Here is a 21067-nt window from a genome sequence, read left to right on the forward strand (position 1 = left end):
GTATTTAGCAATCTGCCGGCGCCACGGGGCCCCGGCAGGCCCGTCCCGGCGAGAGTTCGGCGGCGCGGCGATATGCAGCAGATTCGTCCGGGTGCCCCTGTCCCTCACGTCCCGCGGATGAAAGAATTACTCGGTTCAGTAATTTACGGCAAAGAATATTAACGATCGGACGGCGCTACCGACAGTGACCGAACAAGTCGACCGACGCTCGGACGGCGCGCGGCTGCAGATCGTGCGCGCGGCGGCCAAGCTCTTCGCAGAGCGGCCCTACAGCCGGGTCAGCCTCGATGACATCCTCGCCGATGCATCGGTGACCAAGGGCGCGATGTACTTCCACTTCCGCTCCAAGCACGCGTTGGCTTCGGCGATCGTCGACCAACGGTCCGCGGAAGCCAGGGCGTCGGTCGATGAACTGCTGGCGCGTCGCCTCTCCGGCCTGGAGACGCTCATCGACATCTGTTTCCTCATCGCCACCGAAGACATCGGTGACGAACTGTCTCGGGCCGGATTGAACCTGCTCGAGTCGGTCGGCCGGGCCGACGACCTGCAGACCCGCGTGCTCACCGAGTGGATCGACGCGTTCACCCGGATCCTCGAGAAGGCCGCGAGCGAGGGCGACGTCCGTGACGACGTCGAGCCGAGGAGCGTCGCGCGGCTGCTGGTGTCGTTGTACCAGGGCCTTCGCCAGACGAGCGACCTGGCCGAACCCGAACGTTTCCTGCACGATTTCCGGGCGGCGTGGACGCTGGTGCTACCGGGGTTCGTCACCGACGATCGCAGGGCCTACGTCACGGAATTCATTAAGAGACGGACCGTTATCGCGATCAGGAAGGCCAAGCCCCTGCCCCGGTGATCTAATATTTGCCTCCAGGCAACCGCCAACCGGTGGGCCGACCGACTCGCGGAGGTAGCCACCATGGCGCGCCAAGCCCGGTCTGAGGCGACGCGGCAGCGGATCATCAACTCGGCGGTTCACCTGTTCAACGAGATCGGTTACGACGCCACCGGGTTGGGCGACATCCTCGAGCACGCCGAGATGACCAAGGGTGCGTTGTATTACCACTTCGACTCCAAGCAATCGCTGGCCAGCGCGATCATCGAGGAGGGCAACGCCATCCTGCTTGGTGCGTTCAGGGACATCGGGCAGTCGTCGGCGCCCGCACTGGAACGCATCATTCACGGTGTGTTCGTCGTCGGTGAGCTGCTGCGCACGGATCTGGTGGCACGCAGCGGGCTTCATCTTCTTCAGGCCCTCGGGGGGTTCAACGAGGTCGCAACGCGCCAGTACGAGGCCTGGATCCACGCCGTGACTTTGGGTGTGCGCGAGGGGATCGAGGAGGGTGATCTGCGGCCCGATCTCGATACGCGCAGGGCCAGCGAGTCGATCATCAGCGCGATGTTGGGCATCGAATTGCTTTCCAGTGCAATTGCTTCCGGGCCTGACGTGCTGGAGCGCTCAGCTTGGATGTGGGAGCTGCTGCTACCCGGGATCGTTACCGACGAATCGCTGCCCTACTTCCGCGCGTTCCTGGCCAGGGAGTCGATGCGGCGCTCGGCCTCCGATTAGCGGCTACAGTTCCCGGTCCCACAGCCGTTCGGTGAGGTCCTGGAACGTGGCAAGGGCCACCGGATCGTCACCTCGCAACAATGCCGACTTGCTCATCCTCGCCCGCACCACCGAGCCGTCCTGATGCAGCAGTTCGACGACCAGGTTGGCGTGGGCCCGCACCAACGATACGGCCGACTCGTCGGTCGGCATGGTGTGAAAGACCTCAGGAAACTTCAGCTTCGTGACGGCTTCGGGGGTATGACCCACCATGTCGCCGAACGCCGCGTTGGCGAATAGGATCTCACCGTCTTCGGCGATGGCAAGCACAGGCACCGGTAGCCGTTCGAGCACCACGAGCGCGGGCAACTCCCGCAACAACGCCATCGGTGATTTTCCGTCCTGACCGCCTCGCCGCCGCTCCATAACCCCGATTATTACGGTTGTCGCGTACGCCGTCATCCATGATCGGTTTACGGCACCCCACAATTCCGCGACTTAACTAACTAGGTTTACCCTGTGAGGGCCGCTCTGCAGACAGGGGATCGACGATGGACCTCAGGTGGTCAGATGCCGATATCGCCTTTCGCGATGAGGTGCGGGCATTTCTGGAAGACAAGCTGACGCCTGAGCTACGCCGCGCCGGCCGGTTGATGACCAGTGTCTACGCCGACCACGACGCGAGCATGGAGTGGCAGCGGATCCTGCACGAGCGCGGCTGGGCCGCCCCGGCATGGCCGGTCGAATACGGCGGCTGCGACTGGAGCCTCACCCAGCACTACATCTTCAGCCGGGAATCCACACTCGCCGGCGCGCCGTCGCTGTCCCCGATGGGCATCCGGATGGTGGCCCACGCGTTGATCGCGTTCGGCACCGACGAGCAGAAAGACTATTTTCTGCCCCGGATCCTGACCGGTGAGGTGTTCTTCTGCCAGGGCTACTCCGAACCGGAAGCGGGCTCGGATCTGGCCGCCTTGTCGATGGCGGCCGTCGTCGATGAATCGACCGGGGACCTCATCTGTACGGGCAGCAAGATCTGGACCACCCACGCCCGCGAAGCGAACTGGATGTTCGCGTTGGTGCGGACGTCCAGAACCCAGAAGAAGCAGCAAGGCATCACGTTCGTGCTCATCGACATGACCTCGCCGGGCATCCAGATCCGCCCGCTGGTGATGACCTCCGGCGAAGAGGTGCAAAACCAGGTCTTCTTCGACGAGGTCCGGGTGCCCACGAAGAACGTGCTGGGCGAGGTCGACGACGGCTGGACGGTGGCCAAGTACCTGCTGGAGTTCGAACGCGGCGGCGGCGCCTCCTCCCCCGCGCTGCAGGTGATGGCCGACGAGATCGCCGCCGTCGCCGCCGAGCAGCCGGCGCCCGACGGCGGAAAGCTGATCGACGACCCCGCCTTCGCCCGCAGGCTCGCCGATGCGCGCATCCGCACCGAAGTGCTGGAAATCCTCGAATATCGGGTGCTGGCGACAGTGGCCGAAGGTAAGAACCCCGGCGTCGCGTCGTCGATGCTGAAAGTGCTTGCCACCGAACTGAGTCAGGCCATCACCGAACTCGCGATGGAGGCGGCCGGTCCCCGCGGGCGGGCCTACCAACCCCATGGCACGTGTCCGGGCGGACCGGTGGCGCAGTTCGAGCCGCCGCCGGATGGCTACCTCAGCGGTGAACCGTGGCAGGCCGTCGCACCGCTGCGCTACTTCAACGATCGTGCCGGCTCGATATACGCCGGCAGCAACGAAATTCAGCGAAACATCCTGGCCAAAGCGGCTCTCGGACTGTGACGGAGGGCTTGCGATGGACTTCAAGCTGAGCAAGGAACAGGAACTGCTGCGCGACGGCCTGGTCAAGTTCCTGTCGACGCGGTACGACCTCGAGACGAGCCGGACCGCGGCCAAGACGGGCCCCGGGTGGCAGCCGGACGTCTGGGCGGGATTCGCCGACGAGCTGGGCATCCTGGGGGCGGCGTTGCCCGAGGAGGTCGGCGGCATCGGCGGCGGACCGGTCGAGATGATGGTTATCGCCGAGGCGCTGGGACAGGCGCTGGTGGTGGAACCGTACGTCGACACTGTCGTGGTAGCCGGTGGGCTGCTGCGCCGCGCCGGTGGCGCGGTGGCGACCTCGCTGCTGGAGCGCGTCGTCGCGGGAACGGCGGTGGTGGCCCTGGCCGCCACCGAAGCCGAGTCGGGTGGCAACTGGCTTGACGTGGCCACGGTTGCCGAACCCGACGGCGACGGCTGGGTGGTGCGCGGCACGAAAATCGTGGTGGCCAGCGCGCCGTTGGCGTCTCATCTCCTCGTCACCGCACGCACGGCCGGCGGGGTCTCGCTCTTCGCCGTCGACCTCGCGGATGCCGGTGAAGGCCTCAAGGCTCACCACTACCGGACCGTCGACGATCGCCGCGCGTCTGATCTGGTCTTCGACGGCCTGCGGCTACCGGGTGATGCGCTGCTCGGCGAAGAGGGTGCGGCAGGCCCGTCGTTGGAGCAGGCCCGCGACGAGGGGGCGGCCGCGGTGTGCGCCGAAGCCGTGGGGTGCATGCGAAAGGTGTTGGCCGACACCGTCGAATATGCCAAGCAGCGTCAGCAGTTCGGGCAGCCGATCGGCAGCTTCCAGGCGCTACAGCACCGGATGGTCGACATGCACACGGAGGTCGAGCAGTCGGTGGCCGCGGCCTATCTGGCGATCCTGAACCTGGACGCCGAACCGGCGGTGCGGGCGCGCGCGGTGTCGGCGGCCAAGGCCACGATCGGCCGGGCCGCGCGGTTCGTCGGCCAGCAGGCCGTGCAGTTGCACGGCGGGATGGGCATGACCGAAGAGCTCGCGATCGGTCACTACTTCAAACGGCTGACCGCGCTGCAGTACGAGTTCGGTTCGACCGACCACCATGTGACCCGGTACGCCAAACTGACCCGCGCCTGAGTACCTCGCTTCTCCGCCCAAAAGGGACAAAGGGGCGAGAAAGTCCCCGCCAAAGCGACGGTCTCGGCGCCGCAGGGCGCGTTCAGGCGTGCAGCCGCTGGTCGATGTAGGCGGTGACGACGTCGGTCAGGGCCCGCAACTCGCGACCGACGTCGATGGGTTCTGACACCGTCATCTTGGCCACCATCGCACCCATCAGCGTGGTCCAGATCAGGTTGCCGACGGCGTCGGCGTGCTCGGCGTCCAGACCCTCGGCGACGTAACGCCCGAGCCGGGTCAGTGTGGTGAACAGCTCGGCGAGATGACGCTGCTGCGCGCCGGTGCGGCCGGTGCGGGTTGCGATCAGGATCTCAAGGGCGGCAACCGATGTCGGGCTCAAGAAGGCGTCGGCCACCGCGTTGATCACCAGTTCGGCGCGCTGACGGCCGAAGCGTTCGCCCAGCCGGGGTTCAAGCTCACCCAGACAGGCCTGCAGTTGCGCGAAGCCTTCGTCGACGACGGCCATCAGCAATCCGTCGCGGTCGCCGAAGTGGTACTGGATCACCCCCCACGTCACGCCCGCGCGCTCGGTGATGTGCTTGGCGCTCGCCGCGCCGAACCCCTCGTCGAGCACGCAGCGGACGGTCTCGTCGATGACCATCGCTCGGGTTCTGTCCGCACGTTCCTGCTTGCCGTTCATGGGACGGCGCGGGGCGACGTTGCGGGTCATGGCCGAGCGCGACGGGTAGGCATCGACTGCTATTTCTTGAACCGCCCGGCAAAACCGCGCAGGGGTACGTCGGCGCTGGTGAGAATTCCCGGCGGCGCGTCGACGACCGACCGGATCGCGTGCAGGGCGGGCATACCGGTGACCGTCATACCGATCGACGCGAAGTTCGACGGATCCGACAGGTCCACACCGGGTTTCGGGAAGATCATGTGCTTGTTGTAGATGCACGGATCGCCCTTGATCTGGGTGATATAGCAGCCCTGGATGTCCCAGTGCGGGTCGGTGTGCGGGGTCATCTGCCACTCCAGGTGGGTCTCGACGCGCGGCACGCCGTCCACCATGCCCTGGTACTTGATGTAGTTGCCACCCAGCGATCCCTTCGGCAGCTGATACCACCCGAGGTCGACATCCTTTGTGCAGGCACCCAATTCGTAGGAGAACTTCACTTCGTCGAGTTCCAGGCCGAAGCAGTCGGCCATCATCAGCACGCTGTCAGCGAAGACGCGGGTGTACTTCTCGAGCATGCCCGGGATCTCCGGATCGTCGACGGGCCTGCCGTAGCCGACCTCGATCCAGGTGTCCTTGGAGTGATGGCAGGACACGTCGACGGATTCGACCGTGGTGACGTTCTCGATCTCGGCGACGTCGGCCGAACACACCACACCAAGGATCTGGTTCAGGCCGGGATTCATCCCGGTGCCGTAGAACGTCGAACCGCCCTTCTCACACGCCGCCGCCAACAGCTGCGACACCGGCTTGCCCGACGGGTGCGGGTGGTTGGTGTCGCGGTGCCAGCCGGTGATCCAGTCCGCGGTCGTGACGATGTTGATGCCCGCCTCGAGGACCTTGACGTACAGATCCTCGTCGGGGAACACCCCGTGGAAGGTCAGCACGTCGGGCTTGGCCGCCACGATTTCCTCCACGGTGCCGGTCGCCGTCACACCGACCGGATCGATACCGACGATCTCGCCGGCGTCGCGGCCGATCTTTTCTGCTGTGTAGCAATGCAATCCAACCAGCTGCAGATCGGGATACCCGCCGATCCGCTTGATCATCTCGGTGCCGAGGTTGCCGGTCGCTACTTGGAAGACACGGATGGGGCGTGCGCTCATACGGGGTCGACCTTTCTCAGGGTGTACGCGCGGCGGCCGTGCCGCCGGGCCCGTCGGGATAGAACTGGGTGGCCCACTTGCGGATCGCGGTGAAGCCCTCGTACTCAGAACCGGCCAGTGCGGGGGGATCCGAATAGCGTTGGTGCGACCAGATGTGAATGTCCTGGGTGAACTGTCGGACGACTTCCTCACCGAACTGTCGAGCCTTCGCCTCGGCGCGCGCGGGGTCCTTGACAGCGGTTCTGGGGCGGCCGATGTAGACCATGAAGCGCACGTCGGAGGTGCGCTCGTCGACGGGGGTGACCGCCGAGATGGTCCGGTTGTCCACCATGCCCCAACTCTTGGTGACAGCGATGCCCAACCCGCCGTTGATCGCCTCGACGCCGCTCTTGACGTCGTCGATCGACTGGCTTTCGTCCCCCTCGAAGGTGATGGTGAAGTCGACGAACGACACCGGCTGCGCAAAATCGTGGCGGGTGAACACCGGCACGATCGGCGTCTTGTGCACATACTTGAAATGCGCGAAGTCAACCCCGTTTTCGAGGACGTATTGCGGATGCAGTTCCAGCGATTCGCGAAACAGCGTCATCTGCGGGTAGTAATCATCCGCGCTGCTGTCGTCGGCGAAGCTCGCGAACACGTCGGGTGCCTCGAAATACGGTGGTCGCTCGTCGATGTCGTGCCAGATGTAGATCGACTCGTTGCGCTCGGTGACTGGGTAGCTGCGGATGCGCCTGCCCCGGTTGGGGCGGCTCTCGTAAGGGATGCACACGTTGCGTCCCTCCTTGTTCCACTGCCAACCGTGGAACGGGCACTGGATGACCTCGCCCTCCACCTGGCCCCCGTAACCGAGGTGGGCGCCGAGATGCTCGCAGTAGGCGTCCATCACCACGGCCTCACCGGACGCGGTGCGCCAGCCGATCATCTCGCGGTCGAAGTACTTCATCCGCCGGACCTCGCCCGGTGAAATCTCGGCCGACCATGCGACCTGAAACCATCCGGTGGGCTTCATCGACAACGGCGGCTTGGCCATCGACGTCCTCTCTTCGACCCGGGCCGGACGGCAAAATGATAGAGCACTCAATGTTAAAAACGCCAGTGGTTGGCCCGCGCGACGACCAGGCCGGACACAATGATCGCGTGGCCAACCGCATACAGACCCTGCTCGGCGTCGACTACCCCGTCGTCCAGGCACCGATGACCTACATCGCCCGCGCTGAACTCGCCGCGGCGGTCTCCGACGCCGGCGGGCTCGGCATGATCGAAACGCTCACCCCGCAGGGCCGCGCAGACCTGTTGCGGGTGCGTGAGCTCACCGACAAGCCGGTCGCGGCGAACCTGATGATCCAGGGCTGGAAAACCGACCCGTCCATCGTCGACACGCTGGCCGCGGCCGGAGTTCGGCACGTCTTCACCTCCGCGGGTGATCCGGGTCTGTTCACCGCCCGGTTGCACGACGCCGGCATGACGGTCGTCCACGTCGTCGGATCGCTGAAGGGTGCGCTGAAGGCCGCCGACGCGGGCGTGGACGCGTTGGTGGTCGAGGGTGTCGAGGGCGGCGGGTTCAAGTCGCTGCTGGGCGCGTCGACGGTCGTGCTTCTGCCACTGGTCGCCGATCACGTCGAGTTGCCGATCATCGCGGCCGGCGGCATGTGCGATGCCCGGTCGGCCGCGGCCGCGTTGGTGTTGGGCGCCGAGGGGGTTCAGATGGGCACGCGGATGCTGGCCAGCCTGGAGTCCGCAGTGCACGCCAATTTCAAGGACGCAATCGTGGCGGCCGACGACTCGGGCACGGTGCTTCTCGCCGTTCCCGGCAACCCGACGATGCGGGTGCTGCGCACCGGGTTGGCCGCCCGGGTGGCGGCCAACGATCCCGAAGCCGAACTCCTCGGCAAGATCACCCAGCTCTACTTCGACGGTGACATGGACGCCAGCGTCGCCAATACCGGGCAGGTTTCGTCGCGCATCGCCGACGTGCTACCGGTGTCCGAGATCGTGCAACGGACATGGAAGGAAATCCAGACGGCGCTGGCCGGGGCGCACTCCCGGACGGGTGCGTGACGACGCCGGGGTACTAGGCGACTTCCTCCAGCGTGCGCACGGTGCGTGCGGCCTGCGGGCAAACCGCCCGTGCGGTCCGCGGGCCTCGGGCGCGCTGACGCAGCGTGATCAGCGTGCCAGACCGCACGACGCCGAGCGGTCCGGGCCCGGCGAAGCGTGCGATACCGCTTGCCCGCACCGCGAACGCGGCCTTGGCCTGGCGGTATCCGAGGCGGATACCTGCGGCGACGATGATCAGCAGGCCCGCGACACCCGGCAGCGCAAGCGCGGCCAGCGCGGTCAACGAAGCGGGCACCAGCACTGCGCTGACGACGTGGTCCAGGAACGACTTCGCGGCCGGTGAGTTGACAGTTTCGGGAGCTGACGCCACCGTCCCGGAAACCGACAGCGGCTGGTTCAGTCCGTTGCTGACGATGGTTCCGAGCCCGGCGCGGGGCGTCTTCGCGCCGAACAACGACGCACCGGCGGGCGCGACGTACAGCGCCGGCGACACTTGCGGGCCGAAAAGCGGGGCCGCTGTGCTGGGCGCCGGCGTGGGGCGCTCCGAAGGAACCACTCCGGGGAACACCGGCAGCGTGGTCGGCGGCATGGTGACCATCAGCGCGTACAAGTTCGACGGGACGTACACGATCGGGACGATCGCACCGGCAACCGTGGTGAGCATGTACTGCATCGAGGTGATGACGTCGGTGATCGGGGTCTTCGAGGTCGGCAGCGCCGCTAGGGTGCGCGGCACTGTCTCCATCACCTGCACCACCGTGGTGAACGCATTGGTGATCGGCTCGATGGCCTTCAGGAACTGGGCGGAGTAGTAAGGCGAGAACCTGTCCTGCATGCCCTGCCCCGGTGTGGGCGTGCGGGTCAGCGCCGACTGCACGGCGTCGCGCCAACTCGACGCCGTCGACGACGATGCGGTGGGCGTGGTCGAGGCGGCAGCCGGGGTAGTGGTCGCCGGCGTGGTGACGGCCAGGTCATCAGCGGGGGCGGTGTCCGCCGCGGACTCCTCTTCCTCCTCGGCCGCGACGTCCTCCGGGTCCGGGGTCAGGGCGGCCGAGTCATCGTCGTCGGCGTCGACGTCCGCCGCGCCGGTGAGGCCGTTGAAGAACGACGTGATTCGCTGCCTGGCCTGTCCAAAGGGACGAGTGACGTCCGAATCGTCGTCAACGCCGGCTTGCACCGTCGCCGCGCCCGTCGTGCCCTTCGTTGAACTGGTGTCCGCGTCGTCGGACAGCCCGCCCGCCGACGCGGAACTCTGGCTGGTACTAGCCGTACCTTGACCGGAAGTCGACGAACCGCCCGAGTCGGTGTCCGCCGCGGCGACCGCGCCGGCACTGCCGATGAACAGGCCTAATGCGAGCGTGCACACGCCCGCTGAGATGCGCAAAACTGACGTAGGGATGATCGCCTCCGTCCAGCAAGCCCCCGCCCGCGAATAGTCGGTCGCCATTGTCGCACAGAGTGACGGGCAACTGCACCAATCCGCTGCGAATCCGCCCGTCGACGCGCCGCTGCTCGGAGGCACGATTCGACCCGTCCGCCACTTCTGCATCAGGGACTCAGATCCGTCCCAGGCACAGCCCGGTGCAGAAATGCTCGACGCCGACACTTGTTCTGAGCCGTCGCGCGACGCAACGATGTGACCGTGCCGCGAACACAGCGCGTGCTGGTTTTGGGAGCCGGATTCGCCGGTTTGTGGGCGGCGCTGGGAGCCGCGCGGCGCCTCGACGAACTCGAGGTGCCCGACGGTGCCGTCGACGTCACCGTCGTCAGCACGCAGCCGTTTCACGACATTCGGGTCCGCAACTACGAGGCCGATCTGAGCCCGTGCCGGATTCCGCTGCAGCCCCTCCTCGCGACGGCCGGCGTCGGCCATATTGCGGCAGAGGTGACCGGCATTGACGCCTCGTCGGCGACCGTGCGCACGGCCGACGGCGCAACGCTCGGCTACGACCGCCTCGTGCTGGCGCTGGGCAGCAGGGTGGTCAAACCGGACCTGCCCGGGCTGAGTGAATTCGGTTTCGACGTCGACACATACGACGGCGCGACGAAACTTCACACCCACCTGCAGGATCTGGCCCGACATGCACCCGGTCCCGCGACCGCCACGGCGGTGGTCGTCGGCGCCGGCCTCACCGGCATCGAGATCGCCAGCGAGTTGCCGTCCATGCTGACCGATGTACTCGGCCCGTCGGTCACGCCCCGGGTGTTCCTCGTCGACCGCAACCCGCGTGTCGGCTCCGACATGGGCGAGTCGGCTCGGCCGGTCATCGAGGACGCCTTGGCGCGCAACGGCGTCGAGGCCTTCACCGGTGTCGGCGTCAACGCCGTCGACGGAAACGGCGTGACGCTGTCGTCGGGCGAGGTGGTGCATGCGGCCACCGTGGTGTGGTGCGCCGGGATGCGCGCGAATCCGTTGACCGCGCACCTCGGTGTGCCCCGTGACAGCCTGGGCCGGCTGCCCGTCGACGATTATCTACGCGTCCAAGGTGTTGCCGGAGTGTTCGCCGCCGGGGATGTGGCCGCGGCCAGGATGGACGACGAACACGTCTCGGTGATGTCGTGTCAGCACGGCAGGCCGATGGGCCGCTACGCCGGCTACAACGTCATCGGTGACCTGCTGGGCGCTCCCCTACTGGCGCTGCGAATCCCTTGGTATGTCACGGTTCTCGACCTCGGTCGCGCCGGAGCGGTCTACACCGAAGGCTGGGAGCGTCGGGTCGTCAGCACCGGCGCAGAGGCCAAGGCCACCAAGAAGACGATCAACCGCGAGCGCATCTATCCCCCGCTCACCGGTGACCGTGCCGCCCTGCTCGCCGCGGCGGCCCCGCAGATACAGGCCGCGCCGGCATACGGGCATTAGGGCTTGCCGTTGCGCTCGCGGTGTTTGCATCCCGGCCAGCAGCACGGCCGGCGCATGCCCTCTTCCAGTTCTTCCTGGGTGCGCCGGATGCGCCGTTCGCGAGTTGCCGCTTGCTTGGCATCCTCGACCCAGCAGATGAACTCGTTGCGCGCCAGCGGCGTGATGTCCTTCCACGCGGTCAGCGCCGTGTCGTTGGCGATCAACGCCGTCCGTAGATCCGCGGGCAGCTTGTGCACGACCCCGCCGGGTACTCGCTGATTACTCACAGCGGCCACGATACGTCTGCGGTTGTGACGGCGAAATCGAAGATGCGCCGGCGTCACCTGCCCAGGTTCACTTCCGGCGAGATGTGTGTCGCGGCGCCAATTGCTCAGCGCGGTGCCTATTCTCGGCGCATGGAGGATGTTGTGGTCATCCACACCGACGGTGGCTGTCGGCCCAACCCCGGTCCCGGCGGCTGGGGCGCGGTGCTGCGGCACCGCCGACACGTGCGCGAGATGTACGGCGGCGAAACGAGCCTCACCAGTAACAACCGAATGGAGCTGACGGCGCCGATCATGGCGTTGGAGGCGCTCACCCGACCGGTGGTGGTGCATCTGCACACCGACAGCACCTATGTCCGAAACGGCATCACGAAGTGGGTTCTCGGCTGGGAGCGCAACGGGTGGCGGACAGCGGCCAAGCAGCCGGTCAAGAACGTCGACCTGTGGCAGCGGTTGCAGGCGGCGTGTGCGCGGCACCGCGTCGAGTGGTTCTGGGTGAAGGGGCACGCGGGTGTCGCCGACAACGAACTGGCCGACGAACTGGCCACCCGCGGGCTGCACGAAGCACTCGCGGCGCCACTGGGCACCGGCTGATTGGCGCTTTGTCGCGCCGAGGCTCTATTTTCTCGGGGTGAAGTCCTCAGCTGTCTCCGCAGTCGTCCGCTGGACCGTCCCCTTCCTCTCAGTTACCGCGATTGCCGGCATGGCTCTGGTCGCCGACCCGGTGAAGGTGGAGCCCGCCCCGCACGTCCGACTCGCCGCAGAGGCCAACCCGTTGGCCGGCATGCCGTTCTACGTCAACCCGCAATCGAAGGCCAGGGTCGCCGCGGACGGGGCCAACCCACCGAGCCCCGAGCTGAACGCCATCGCGGATACGCCGACCGCGTACTGGATGGACCACTTATCGACACCCGCGGTGGACGCGAAGTACATCGCCGCGGCGCAGGCGGCCGGCGCCATGCCGATCCTGGCGCTGTACGGAATTCCCAATCGCGACTGCGGCAGCTTCGCCGCCGGCGGGTTCGGGTCGGCCGGCGCCTATCGCGGATGGATCGACGGCGTCGCAGCCGCCATCGGCTCGGGCCCGGCGGCTGTCATCCTCGAACCCGACGCGCTCGCCATGGCCGACTGTCTGTCGGCAGACCAGCGTCAGGAACGCGTCGACCTGATGCGCTACGCGATCGACACGCTGACCCGTAATCCGGCCACGGCCGTGTACGTGGATGCCGGCCACCCGCGCTGGGTGAGTGTGGAGAACATGGCCGCCCGCCTCAACGAGGTGGGGGTGGCCAAGGCGCGCGGCTTCAGCCTCAACACCGCGAATTTCTTCACCACCGAGGAGTCGATCGGATACGGCGCGGCGATTTCCGGGCTCACCAACGGCGCCCACTTCGTCATCGACACGTCGCGCAACGGCGCCGGACCGACCGACGAGGAGTTGTACTGGTGCAACCCGCAGGGCCGGGCGCTCGGTGCGCGGCCGACGACCCAGACCGGCAACCCACAGGTCGACGCTTACCTGTGGGTCAAGCGTCCCGGTGAATCCGACGGGGCGTGCCGCAACGGCGCACCGCCCGCGGGACGTTTCGTGAACCAGTACGCCATCGATTTGGCCCGCAACGCCGGCTGGTAGGAGCGTTTTGGGCGGGTGCGATGCACCCGCGCGTTGTCACCGGTTGTCGGTCGTCGGTGCATAACAAGTCGGTGAGGTCGAAGTAATGTCCGCCACCGCAGTGGATTACGTCGATATCTCGAATCTGGCCAACTTCAGGCGGACGCTAACCGCCGATCGCGCGACTACAGCTGGCCAATAACGTGCACCCCCTTTTGGCGGTCACGCCTGAAGGAACCGCGACCGGGCCGGATTTGTCGGACGTCGAATGTATGTTCGAACTATGGCGGGAAACGGGCTGCAGGCGGCGATAGCCGGGTTGCGCGCCGCCTATGAAGAGGTGGCGGCGTGCGATCTGGACCTGTTGACCCGCCCTGAACTGGTGGCCGCTCTCGATGAGGTGGAAACGTTGTCGTGTCAGCTGCCGACGATGAGCCACCGCTTGCTGGCGCGTCTGCGGTGCGAGACGACGCCGGCGGAGATGGGCGCCCACTCGTGGAAAGAAGTGCTGCGGGTTCGCTACCGGATCTCGACGAAAGAGGCGAACCGGCGGTTGACGGAAGCCGAACTGTTGGCGCCGCGCCAGTCGGTGACGGGTCCGTCGCTGCCGCCGGCGTTACCCGCCACCGCCGCCGCTCAAGCGCACGGGCTGATCAACGCCGAACACGTCGAGGTCATCCGCAAATCGGTGGCCAAGTTGCCGGGATGGATGGATGCGGCCACCCGCGACCAGTTCGAGGTCGACCTGGTGCGTACGGCGGTCAAAGTCGGGCCCAAAGAACTCACCGACACCGCTGACCTGACGTTGTTTCTGCTGGATCAGGACGGACCGGAGCCCACCGACGTCGACCGGGCCCGCAAGCGTGGGGTCAGGAAGTCCCCACAGGGCGCCGACGGGATGGTGGAACTGCGCGCAATGCTGACCCCGGAGGCGTGGGCGGTGTGGGAGGCGATTTTCGCCAAGTACGCCGCACCTGGCATGTGTAACCCCGACGATCCCGAACCGTGCACGTCGGGCACGCCGACGCAGGCCCAGATCGACAACGACCACCGCACCCTGGCCCAACGTCAGCACGATGCGCTGGTCGCCGTCGGGCGCATCGCGTTGATGAGCGGTGAACTCGGCCGGCTCAACGGGCTGCCGGTGTCGGTCATCATCCGAACCACGTTGCAGGACTTGGAGTCTCGCGCCGGGGTCGGCACCACAGGCGGCGGCACCGTCATGCCGATCGCCGATGTGGTCCGGCTGGCCGCGCACGCCAACCACTATCTGGCGGTGTTCGACAAAGCAACCGGATCAGCGATGGATCTGTACCGCGCCAGGCGCACCGCCTCGCCGACGCAGCGGATCATGTTGATCGCCCGCGACGGCGGATGCACCAAACCGTGCTGCACGGTCGGCGCATACGGTTGTCAAGCCCATCATGTGGTGGCGGATTGGACCGACGGCGGCAACACCAACGTCGACGAACTCGGGCTGGCCTGCGGACCGCACAACCGCAGCGTCGACACCGACGGCGGCTGGACCACCCGGATGAACGACCGCTGCGAAGTCGAATGGCTACCACCATCCAACCTGGACACCGGCCAAGCCCGACTCAACTTCTACCACCGACCCGAACGCCTCCTGCGGCCCGACGACGAGCCCGAAGACCAACCGTCAACCGAACCCACCAACATCCCGGTTGCAGGCCCGCAGTCGGATGCCGCGCCCGCCGACGACAACCAGGTCGTCGAAGGCGAATCGGCTGCCGCGCGGTCATTCCCCGGAGCCAGCGAGCCCGGCGGTCCGGCGCCCCCAGGAGACCGGGCGGCCTGACCGCCGGCGCGAGAGATCGTGGCGCCTCGAATAATTCGACGGCGCCGGCATCAGCATGGCTGGCCTGATGGGGCGCTATGGAACGACGAAGCCCGCCTCGGCCTATTGCCGAAGCGGGCTTCCGATGGAGTGGAGCTAAGGGGACTCGAACCCCTGACCCCCACACTGCCAGTGTGGTGCGCTACCAGCTGCGCCATAGCCCCGTGTCGTGCCCATCGAAGTTACACCACTGCCAGGTTACCGTTCAAAATCGCTGGTCACGGCAGCTCCCCGGCGGCTTCGGGTCCGAGCGGGCGCGCCGGAGTATGTTCGGCCGACGGAAGGCGGGTTTCGGGCGCGAAGCACCACCCGACAGCGGCGGCCAGCAGAATCACACCGCTGATCACGAACGACCACGCGAACGACAGGTGCTGAGCGATCTGCCCGACCAGCAGCGAACCCACGATCGAACCCAGATCGGCCATCATCTGAAACCCGGCCAAGGCGGTGCCGCCGCGCGCCTTGTTGCCGATGACGTCGGCGACGGCGGCCTGCTGCGGCGAGCTGAACATCCCCGTCGCCGCACCCGCCAAGAACGCCGTGACCAAGAACACTGTCAGGTCGTCGCTGAACCCGACCGCGATTGTGGCCGCGCCCGCCGCCGTCAGCCCGATGATGAGCAGGATCCGGCGCCCGACCCGGTCCGACAGGTGCCCGCTGGGGATGACGGCGACCACGTTGCCGATTGCGAACGTCGCCAGCGCCAGGCCGGCCGTGCCGACGCCGCGGTCGAGAACCTCGACGACGAACAGCGGCACCAGCGCGATGCGCAGACCGAACGCCGACCACCCGGTGGCGAAGTTCGACAACAGCGCGGCCCGATACGCCCCGTTGCGGAACGCCTCGGCGAAGGTGACCTTGATCTGGACATCCGGCGCCGGGGCGGCCAGCGAGGAGTGCCGCAGGCTGATGAACACCACTGCGGCCGCGATCGCGAGTGCACCACCGTAGATCAGGAACGGTGCGGACAACCCGAAACCGGCGGTCAGGCTGCCCAACACCGGCCCGCCCACCGAACCGACCAGGAACGCCGAGGAGAACATGCCTGCCACCCGGCCGCGGGCGTCGGGCGGGCTGATCCGGATCATCAACCCCAGCGCCGAGATGAAGAACATGGTCGAGCCGATCCCGCCGATCGACCGGAACAACAACAGCTGCCAGTACGTCTGGGCGAACGCGCACACCCCGGTGGACAGCGCGACGATCAGCAACCCGCTGACATAGATGCGCCGCTCCCCCAGGCGCTGCACGAGCTGACCAGCTGCCGGAGCGAACAACAGCCGCATCACCGCGAAGGCCGTGATGACAAACGTCGCCGCGCCGATACCCACGCCGAAATGGCGGGCGTACTCGGGCAACACCGGCGACACCACCCCGTAGCCCAGCGCGATCACGGCATTCGAGGCGATCAGCACCCAGACTTCGGGGGGCAACCGCTCCTTGGTGCGTGCACCCGCCGCGGACGAACTCACACCGGCGACCCTATTTGACGACCTTATTGACCACTTCCTTGGCCGCGTCCTGCACCTGTGCCAGATGCTCGGGCCCGCGAAACGATTCGGCGTAGATCTTGTAGACGTCCTCGGTGCCTGACGGGCGCGCGGCGAACCACGCGTTCTCGGTCGTCACCTTCAAACCGCCGAGCGGCGCCCCGTTGCCCGGCGCGGATGTCAGCTTGGCGGTGATCGGTTCGCCGGCCAGCTCGGTGGCCGTCACCTGCTCGGGCGACAGCTTGGCCAGCCGCGCCTTCTGCTCGCGATCAGCAGGCGCCTGGATGCGGGCATAGGTCGGGGCGCCGTACGTCTCGGCGAGCGCCTCGTAGCGCTGCGACGGCGTCGAACCGGTGACCGCGAGCATCTCCGATGCCAACAGCGCCAAGATGATGCCGTCCTTGTCGGTGGTCCACACCGTCCCGTCGCGCCGCAGAAACGACGCGCCTGCGCTCTCCTCGCCACCGAAACCGATGGTGCCGCTGAGCAATCCGTCGACGAACCACTTGAAACCGACCGGCACCTCGACCAGTTTGCGTCCCAGCCCGGCGGCCACCCGGTCGATGATCGACGAACTGACCGTGGTCTTGCCCACCGCCGTGGCAGGCGGCCAGTCCGCCCGGTGGTTGTAGAGGTAGTCGATCGCCACCGCCAGGTAATGGTTCGGGTTGAGCAGTCCGGCGTCGGGTGTGACGATGCCGTGCCGGTCGGCGTCGGGGTCGTTGCCGGTCGCGATCTGATACACATCGCGGTTGGCCACCAACGGCGCCATCGCATGGGGTGAGCTGCAGTCCATCCGGATCTTGCCGTCAGTGTCCAACGTCATGAACGCCCACGTCGGATCCACGTACGGATGCACCACCGTGAGATCGAGCTTGTGCCGCTCGGCGATCGCGCCCCAGTAGTCGACGCTGGCACCGCCGAGCGGGTCGGCGCCGATGCGGATACCCTCGGCGCTGATCGCGTGCATGTCGACGACGTTGGACAGGTCGTCGACGTAGGCGTTGAGGTAGTCGTGTCGCTTCACCCGGCTCATCGCCTGCGACAGCGGGATCTGCCGCACGTCCTTGAGCCCGCCGGCCAGCAGTTCGTTGGCGCGTTTGGCGATGGCACCGGTGGCGTCGGTGTCGGCGGGGCCACCGTTGGGCGGGTTGTACTTGAAGCCGCCGTCGCGCGGCGGGTTGTGTGACGGGGTGACGACGATGCCGTCGGCCAGGCCGTCGCTGCGGCCGCGGTTGTAGGTCAGGATCGCGTGGCTGATCGCCGGTGTCGGCGTGTAGCGGTCGGCTGAATCGATCATCGTCACAACGTCGTTGGCGGCCAGCACCTCCAGCGCCGACTCCCACGCCGGTTCGGAGAGCGCATGGGTGTCACGCCCGATGAACAGCGGACCGGTGGTGCCCTGCGCGGCGCGGTATTCCACGATCGCCTGCGTGGTGGCCAGAATGTGCGCCTCGTTGAACGACGCGTCCAGGCTCGACCCGCGGTGCCCGGACGTGCCGAACACCACCTGTTGATCGGGATCGGCCGGGTCCGGTTCGGTCGTGTAGTACGCGGTGACCACCGCAGCGACGTCGATGAGGTCTTCGGGTTGCGCCGGCTGACCGGCACGCGGATTGGCCGCCATGAACCCGATTGTGCTCCACACCGACGCGTGATGCGCGGCGGTACCGCCATACTTTGCGTTGTGTTCGGTTACGACGGCCGTGAGCTCATCGCGGTGTTCGTCGGCGGTGCGCTCGGCACGGTTGCCCGCGCAGCGCTCGAGACGCTGGCCGCACCTGACCCGGGGCGGTGGCCATGGCCGACGTTTGTCGCCAACATTGTCGGCGCATTTCTGTTGGGCTACTTCACCACCCGCCTGCTCGAGCGGTTGCCGGTCTCGAGTTACCGCCGCCCATTGCTGGGCACCGGCCTGTGCGGCGGGCTGACCACGTTCTCCACCATGCAGGTCGAAACCCTCAAGATGCTCGAGTTCCGCCACTACGGGCTGGCCGTCGGTTACACCACCGCCAGCATCGCGGCCGGCCTACTTGCCCTCTACATCGCCACCGCGCTGGTGCGGCGCGTCCGAGTGCGCGGATGACGACCGCCGCGGTCTGGGCCGCTGTGCCGTTCATCGGCGGTCTCGGAGCGGTGCTGCGTTTCGTCGTCGACCGCACGGTGTCGAAACGAACCGGCGCCGCCTTCCCCTACGGCACGTTGGTGGTCAACATCAGCGGCGCGTTGCTGCTCGGGTTTGTGGCGGGCCTTGCGCTGCCCACCCATCTGGCGTTGTTGGCGGGCACCGCGTTCGTCGGCTCCTATACGACGTTCTCGACGTGGATGCTAGAGACCCACCGGCTCGGCGAAGAGCGCCAGCTGGGTCCGGCGGTCGCCAACATCGGCGTCAGCCTGGTGCTGGGTCTTGCCGCGGCGGCGTGCGGCCTGTGGCTGGGGACGCGCCTGTGACCGCCGACTACCTCAAGCTCACCTGCTACTTCGGTGAACGTCACCGCGCCGGCAGCCGGTTTCTGGCCGAGGCGCTCGCCAACCTCTACGCCGACGCCGCCGTCGAAGTCAGCGTCCTGCTCCGCGGTGTCGCCAGCTTCGGTCCCCGCCATGTGTTGCGCACCGACCAGTCCCTGAGCCTGTCTGAGGATCCGCCCGTTGTGGTCACCGCGGTCGACACCGCGCAGAAAATGGCCGGCCTCGCCGAGCAGGCCGCCGCGATGACGACGCAGGGGCTGGTCACCCTCGAGCGCATCCGGCCCGTGGACCGGCAGGACGCGACGACACCCGAGGTCGCGATGCTGACCGTATACGTCGGCCGCTACGACCGCGTGGCCAGGCAGCCGACCCACCGCGTCGTGTGCGACATCCTCTACGAGCATGGATTTGCCGGTGCCACTGCGTTTCTCGGTGTCGACGGCACCCGGGGCGGACAGCGGCAACAAGCCCGGTTCTTCGGCGGCAACCGGCACGTTCCGGTGATGATCACCTCGGTCGGCGGTGCCGCGCAGGTCGATGACGCGATGTCGGCGTTGCGCGCCGTCGTCGACGACCCGGTCATGACGGTGGAACGCGCGCACCTGTGCAAGCGCGACGGGCAGCTCGTGGAGCGCCCGCCGGTGTTGCCGCCCGCCGACGGCGACGGCGCACCGCTGTGGCAGAAGCTGACGATCCGGACCTCCGAGGCAACCCTGCACGACGGTGTGCCGATCCACCGGGCGCTCGTGCGGCGCCTGTACGAGTCCGCGGCGGTGAGCGGCGCAACCGCGCTGCGCGGTGTGTGGGGTTTCCACGGTGGCCATAAACCGCACGGCGACAGGCTGATTCAGCTTGCCCGGCAGGTCCCGGTCAGCACCGTGATCGTTGACACCCCTGAGCGGATCGCGGCCTGCTTCGACGTCGTCGACGAGGTGACCGCCGAACACGGCCTGGTCACCAGCGAGCTGGTGCCCGCGATGGTGTCCATCGACGGCGGCGAGCGGCTCGGCGGCACGCGGCTGGCCCGGCACCACTTCTGACCGGCAGAGATACGCCTAGCCTCACCTGCCTCGACGGTGTACCCTCACTCGCCGTGAAGCCGTCTACGCCAGAAGCAGTGAATGCCGCGCTCACGGAGATCTTGCGCGACGATATGAACGTCGACGTCAGTCGGATAACCCGGGAATCCCGGCTGATCGACGACGTCGGCCTCGACTCCGTCGCGTTCGCGGTCGGGATGGTGGCGATCGAAGACCGTCTCGGGGTGGCGATCGAAGAAGAAGATCTGCTCAGCTGTAACACGGTCGGCGATCTGGAAGCCGCGATCCTCGCGAAGGCACCTGTCGCACAGACGAACTCGTGACCGTCACCGTCGACACTCCGACGACCACGGATCGTGCGAGTCGGGGTCAGTCTGTGTCCGGATTGCGCGGCAACGCATAGAGGGCCATCCGCCGGTTGGGCATATCGTGCTCGCCGAGAAACACACATCCGGCGTGCTCGCACAGGCGCCGCGCGCCGGTGTTGCGATGGTCGGGGTCGAACATGACGCGACGGCACCGTGGTTCCAACTCGAAGATGCTGGTGACGATGCGCGGCAGCACAATGGGACCGATCCCCCGGTTGACGAACCTGGCGTCAGCGATGGCGGCGTGCAGACCGATATCGTACGGATCGGCGGCGTACCGGGTAGCGATGGAATCCTTTGCCGCCCGGTAGATCTCGAGATAGCCGAAGGGCTTACCGCGGAAATAGCCGAGCACCGGGCGTGAGTACTGGCCGTCGAGTTGCGCGATCAGGTACCGGCGCCAGCGCGCCGGCGGCCAGCCGTACTCCCATGCCTCGACCAGATGGGGGCGGTTCATCCACTCCGAGATCATCTCCGCGTCCCCGTCGGGGTCGACGAGGCGCGCGGCGTAGGGCTCGGCCACGACCGGAACAGCCGGCGCAGCCACCTCGCGTACCTCGTCGGAGATGTCGATCAGCTCGCGTGGCAAGACGCGGCTCGGCGCCTCTTCAATCTCGGTCATCGATCTCCGACCCTACCGCAACAAGTTAGGCAAGGTTTACCTATGTAAAGCCCCTGCTCGGGCGGTAGCCAGCGGCGATACCGTCGCAACGATCTTCGACCCGATCTGGGTGCCGCCTGCACGACAATC

At 67.0% G+C, this 21067-nt stretch carries 22 protein-coding genes and 1 tRNA gene; 13 read left to right on the forward strand and 10 right to left on the reverse strand.

Translation table 11 applies throughout. The features are described 5' to 3' along the window. The first annotated feature begins 184 nt into the window (after positions 1 to 184). Entirely contained in the window at positions 185 to 853 is a 669-nt protein-coding gene (locus tag K3U96_RS18025; RefSeq protein WP_220690616.1) for a TetR family transcriptional regulator, read from the forward strand. A 63-nt stretch (positions 854 to 916) separates the two neighbouring features. Continuing rightward, positions 917 to 1567: a ScbR family autoregulator-binding transcription factor gene (locus K3U96_RS18030; protein ID WP_220690617.1), complete on the forward strand. Its 651-nt coding sequence runs from the start codon at positions 917 to 919 to the stop codon at positions 1565 to 1567. Positions 1568 to 1570: 3 nt separating this feature from the next. On the opposite strand, the gene K3U96_RS18035 is transcribed toward K3U96_RS18030, so the two are convergent. Next, positions 1571 to 1933 carry a PAS domain S-box protein gene (locus K3U96_RS18035; protein WP_205871093.1) on the reverse strand — a complete coding sequence of 121 codons (363 nt, stop codon included), beginning with the start codon at positions 1931 to 1933 and terminating at the stop codon, positions 1571 to 1573. A gap of 164 nt (positions 1934 to 2097) precedes the next feature. On the opposite strand from K3U96_RS18035, the gene K3U96_RS18040 reads away from it, so the two are divergent. After that, entirely contained in the window at positions 2098 to 3336 is a 1239-nt protein-coding gene (locus K3U96_RS18040) for an acyl-CoA dehydrogenase family protein (RefSeq protein WP_220690618.1), read from the forward strand. Positions 3337 to 3349: 13 nt separating this feature from the next. Next, positions 3350 to 4474: an acyl-CoA dehydrogenase family protein gene (locus tag K3U96_RS18045; RefSeq protein WP_220690619.1), complete on the forward strand. Its 1125-nt coding sequence runs from the start codon at positions 3350 to 3352 to the stop codon at positions 4472 to 4474. Positions 4475 to 4556: 82 nt separating this feature from the next. Here the strand turns inward: K3U96_RS18045 and K3U96_RS18050 are convergent, their stop codons facing one another. Genes K3U96_RS18050 through K3U96_RS18060 form a run of 3 tightly spaced genes read right to left on the reverse strand, consistent with a single transcriptional unit; the run spans position 4557 to position 7328 of the window. Then, positions 4557 to 5183 (reverse strand): TetR/AcrR family transcriptional regulator, encoded by a 627-nt coding sequence (locus tag K3U96_RS18050; RefSeq protein ID WP_220690620.1) that lies wholly within the window; start codon positions 5181 to 5183, stop codon positions 4557 to 4559. A gap of 29 nt (positions 5184 to 5212) precedes the next feature. Beyond that, positions 5213 to 6295 carry an NAD(P)H-dependent amine dehydrogenase family protein gene (locus tag K3U96_RS18055; protein WP_220690621.1) on the reverse strand — a complete coding sequence of 361 codons (1083 nt, stop codon included), beginning with the start codon at positions 6293 to 6295 and terminating at the stop codon, positions 5213 to 5215. A gap of 16 nt (positions 6296 to 6311) precedes the next feature. After that, on the reverse strand, positions 6312 to 7328 hold the full coding sequence (locus K3U96_RS18060; protein WP_220690622.1) for a Rieske 2Fe-2S domain-containing protein: 1017 nt from the start codon (positions 7326 to 7328) through the stop codon (positions 6312 to 6314). Between the two features lie 107 nt (positions 7329 to 7435). Here K3U96_RS18060 and K3U96_RS18065 point away from each other — a divergent pair, with 107 nt between their 5' ends. Continuing rightward, positions 7436 to 8356, forward strand: coding sequence for an NAD(P)H-dependent flavin oxidoreductase (locus K3U96_RS18065; protein WP_220690623.1), 921 nt, complete (start codon positions 7436 to 7438; stop codon positions 8354 to 8356). A gap of 13 nt (positions 8357 to 8369) precedes the next feature. Here the strand turns inward: K3U96_RS18065 and K3U96_RS18070 are convergent, their stop codons facing one another. Continuing rightward, entirely contained in the window at positions 8370 to 9722 is a 1353-nt protein-coding gene (locus tag K3U96_RS18070) for a hypothetical protein (protein WP_220690624.1), read from the reverse strand. Between the two features lie 276 nt (positions 9723 to 9998). Here K3U96_RS18070 and K3U96_RS18075 point away from each other — a divergent pair, with 276 nt between their 5' ends. Next, the gene (locus K3U96_RS18075) at positions 9999 to 11216 is read left to right on the forward strand and encodes an NAD(P)/FAD-dependent oxidoreductase (protein ID WP_220690625.1); all 1218 of its coding nucleotides are present in this window, start codon (positions 9999 to 10001) and stop codon (positions 11214 to 11216) included. On the opposite strand, the gene K3U96_RS18080 is transcribed toward K3U96_RS18075, so the two are convergent. Beyond that, on the reverse strand, positions 11213 to 11482 hold the full coding sequence (locus K3U96_RS18080; protein ID WP_069406931.1) for a YdeI/OmpD-associated family protein: 270 nt from the start codon (positions 11480 to 11482) through the stop codon (positions 11213 to 11215). The genes K3U96_RS18075 and K3U96_RS18080 overlap by 4 nt on opposite strands. 129 nt (positions 11483 to 11611) lie before the next feature. On the opposite strand from K3U96_RS18080, the gene rnhA reads away from it, so the two are divergent. From rnhA to K3U96_RS18095, 3 genes are all read left to right on the forward strand, one after another. Next, the gene (gene rnhA / locus K3U96_RS18085; RefSeq protein WP_220690626.1) at positions 11612 to 12073 is read left to right on the forward strand and encodes a ribonuclease HI; all 462 of its coding nucleotides are present in this window, start codon (positions 11612 to 11614) and stop codon (positions 12071 to 12073) included. A 37-nt stretch (positions 12074 to 12110) separates the two neighbouring features. After that, positions 12111 to 13112, forward strand: a complete 1002-nt coding sequence (locus K3U96_RS18090; protein ID WP_230982184.1) for a glycoside hydrolase family 6 protein — start codon at positions 12111 to 12113, stop codon at positions 13110 to 13112. Between the two features lie 247 nt (positions 13113 to 13359). Then, complete coding sequence (locus K3U96_RS18095) at positions 13360 to 14910, forward strand: HNH endonuclease signature motif containing protein (protein ID WP_220690628.1); 1551 nt, start codon at positions 13360 to 13362, stop codon at positions 14908 to 14910. 130 nt (positions 14911 to 15040) lie between these two features. On the opposite strand, the gene K3U96_RS18100 is transcribed toward K3U96_RS18095, so the two are convergent. The 3 genes from K3U96_RS18100 to pgm form a co-directional block, all read right to left on the reverse strand. Next, positions 15041 to 15113, reverse strand: a tRNA-Ala gene (locus K3U96_RS18100). A 54-nt stretch (positions 15114 to 15167) separates the two neighbouring features. After that, positions 15168 to 16421, reverse strand: coding sequence for an MFS transporter (locus K3U96_RS18105; protein ID WP_220690629.1), 1254 nt, complete (start codon positions 16419 to 16421; stop codon positions 15168 to 15170). Positions 16422 to 16431: 10 nt separating this feature from the next. Further along, positions 16432 to 18066 (reverse strand): phosphoglucomutase (alpha-D-glucose-1,6-bisphosphate-dependent), encoded by a 1635-nt coding sequence (pgm, locus tag K3U96_RS18110; protein ID WP_220690630.1) that lies wholly within the window; start codon positions 18064 to 18066, stop codon positions 16432 to 16434. Between the two features lie 30 nt (positions 18067 to 18096). Here pgm and crcB (K3U96_RS18115) point away from each other — a divergent pair, with 30 nt between their 5' ends. Genes crcB (K3U96_RS18115) through K3U96_RS18130 form a run of 4 tightly spaced genes read left to right on the forward strand, consistent with a single transcriptional unit; the run spans position 18097 to position 20271 of the window. Continuing rightward, entirely contained in the window at positions 18097 to 18525 is a 429-nt protein-coding gene (gene crcB, locus K3U96_RS18115) for a fluoride efflux transporter CrcB (RefSeq protein WP_069406687.1), read from the forward strand. Continuing rightward, positions 18522 to 18890, forward strand: a complete 369-nt coding sequence (gene crcB, locus K3U96_RS18120) for a fluoride efflux transporter CrcB (protein WP_220690631.1) — start codon at positions 18522 to 18524, stop codon at positions 18888 to 18890. The genes crcB (K3U96_RS18115) and crcB (K3U96_RS18120) overlap by 4 nt, the downstream gene beginning before the upstream one ends. Next, positions 18887 to 19948: a putative PII-like signaling protein gene (locus tag K3U96_RS18125; protein ID WP_220690632.1), complete on the forward strand. Its 1062-nt coding sequence runs from the start codon at positions 18887 to 18889 to the stop codon at positions 19946 to 19948. Before crcB (K3U96_RS18120) ends, K3U96_RS18125 begins: the two co-directional genes overlap by 4 nt. 53 nt (positions 19949 to 20001) lie before the next feature. Further along, complete coding sequence (locus K3U96_RS18130; protein ID WP_220690633.1) at positions 20002 to 20271, forward strand: acyl carrier protein; 270 nt, start codon at positions 20002 to 20004, stop codon at positions 20269 to 20271. Positions 20272 to 20317: 46 nt separating this feature from the next. Here the strand turns inward: K3U96_RS18130 and K3U96_RS18135 are convergent, their stop codons facing one another. Further along, a complete protein-coding gene (locus tag K3U96_RS18135; RefSeq protein WP_220690634.1) occupies positions 20318 to 20938 on the reverse strand; it encodes a GNAT family N-acetyltransferase in 621 nt (206 codons plus the stop codon). Positions 20939 to 21067: the final 129 nt, after the last annotated feature.

The organism is Mycolicibacterium holsaticum DSM 44478 = JCM 12374 (genome assembly GCF_019645835.1).
Lineage (GTDB): Bacteria > Actinomycetota > Actinomycetes > Mycobacteriales > Mycobacteriaceae > Mycobacterium > Mycobacterium holsaticum.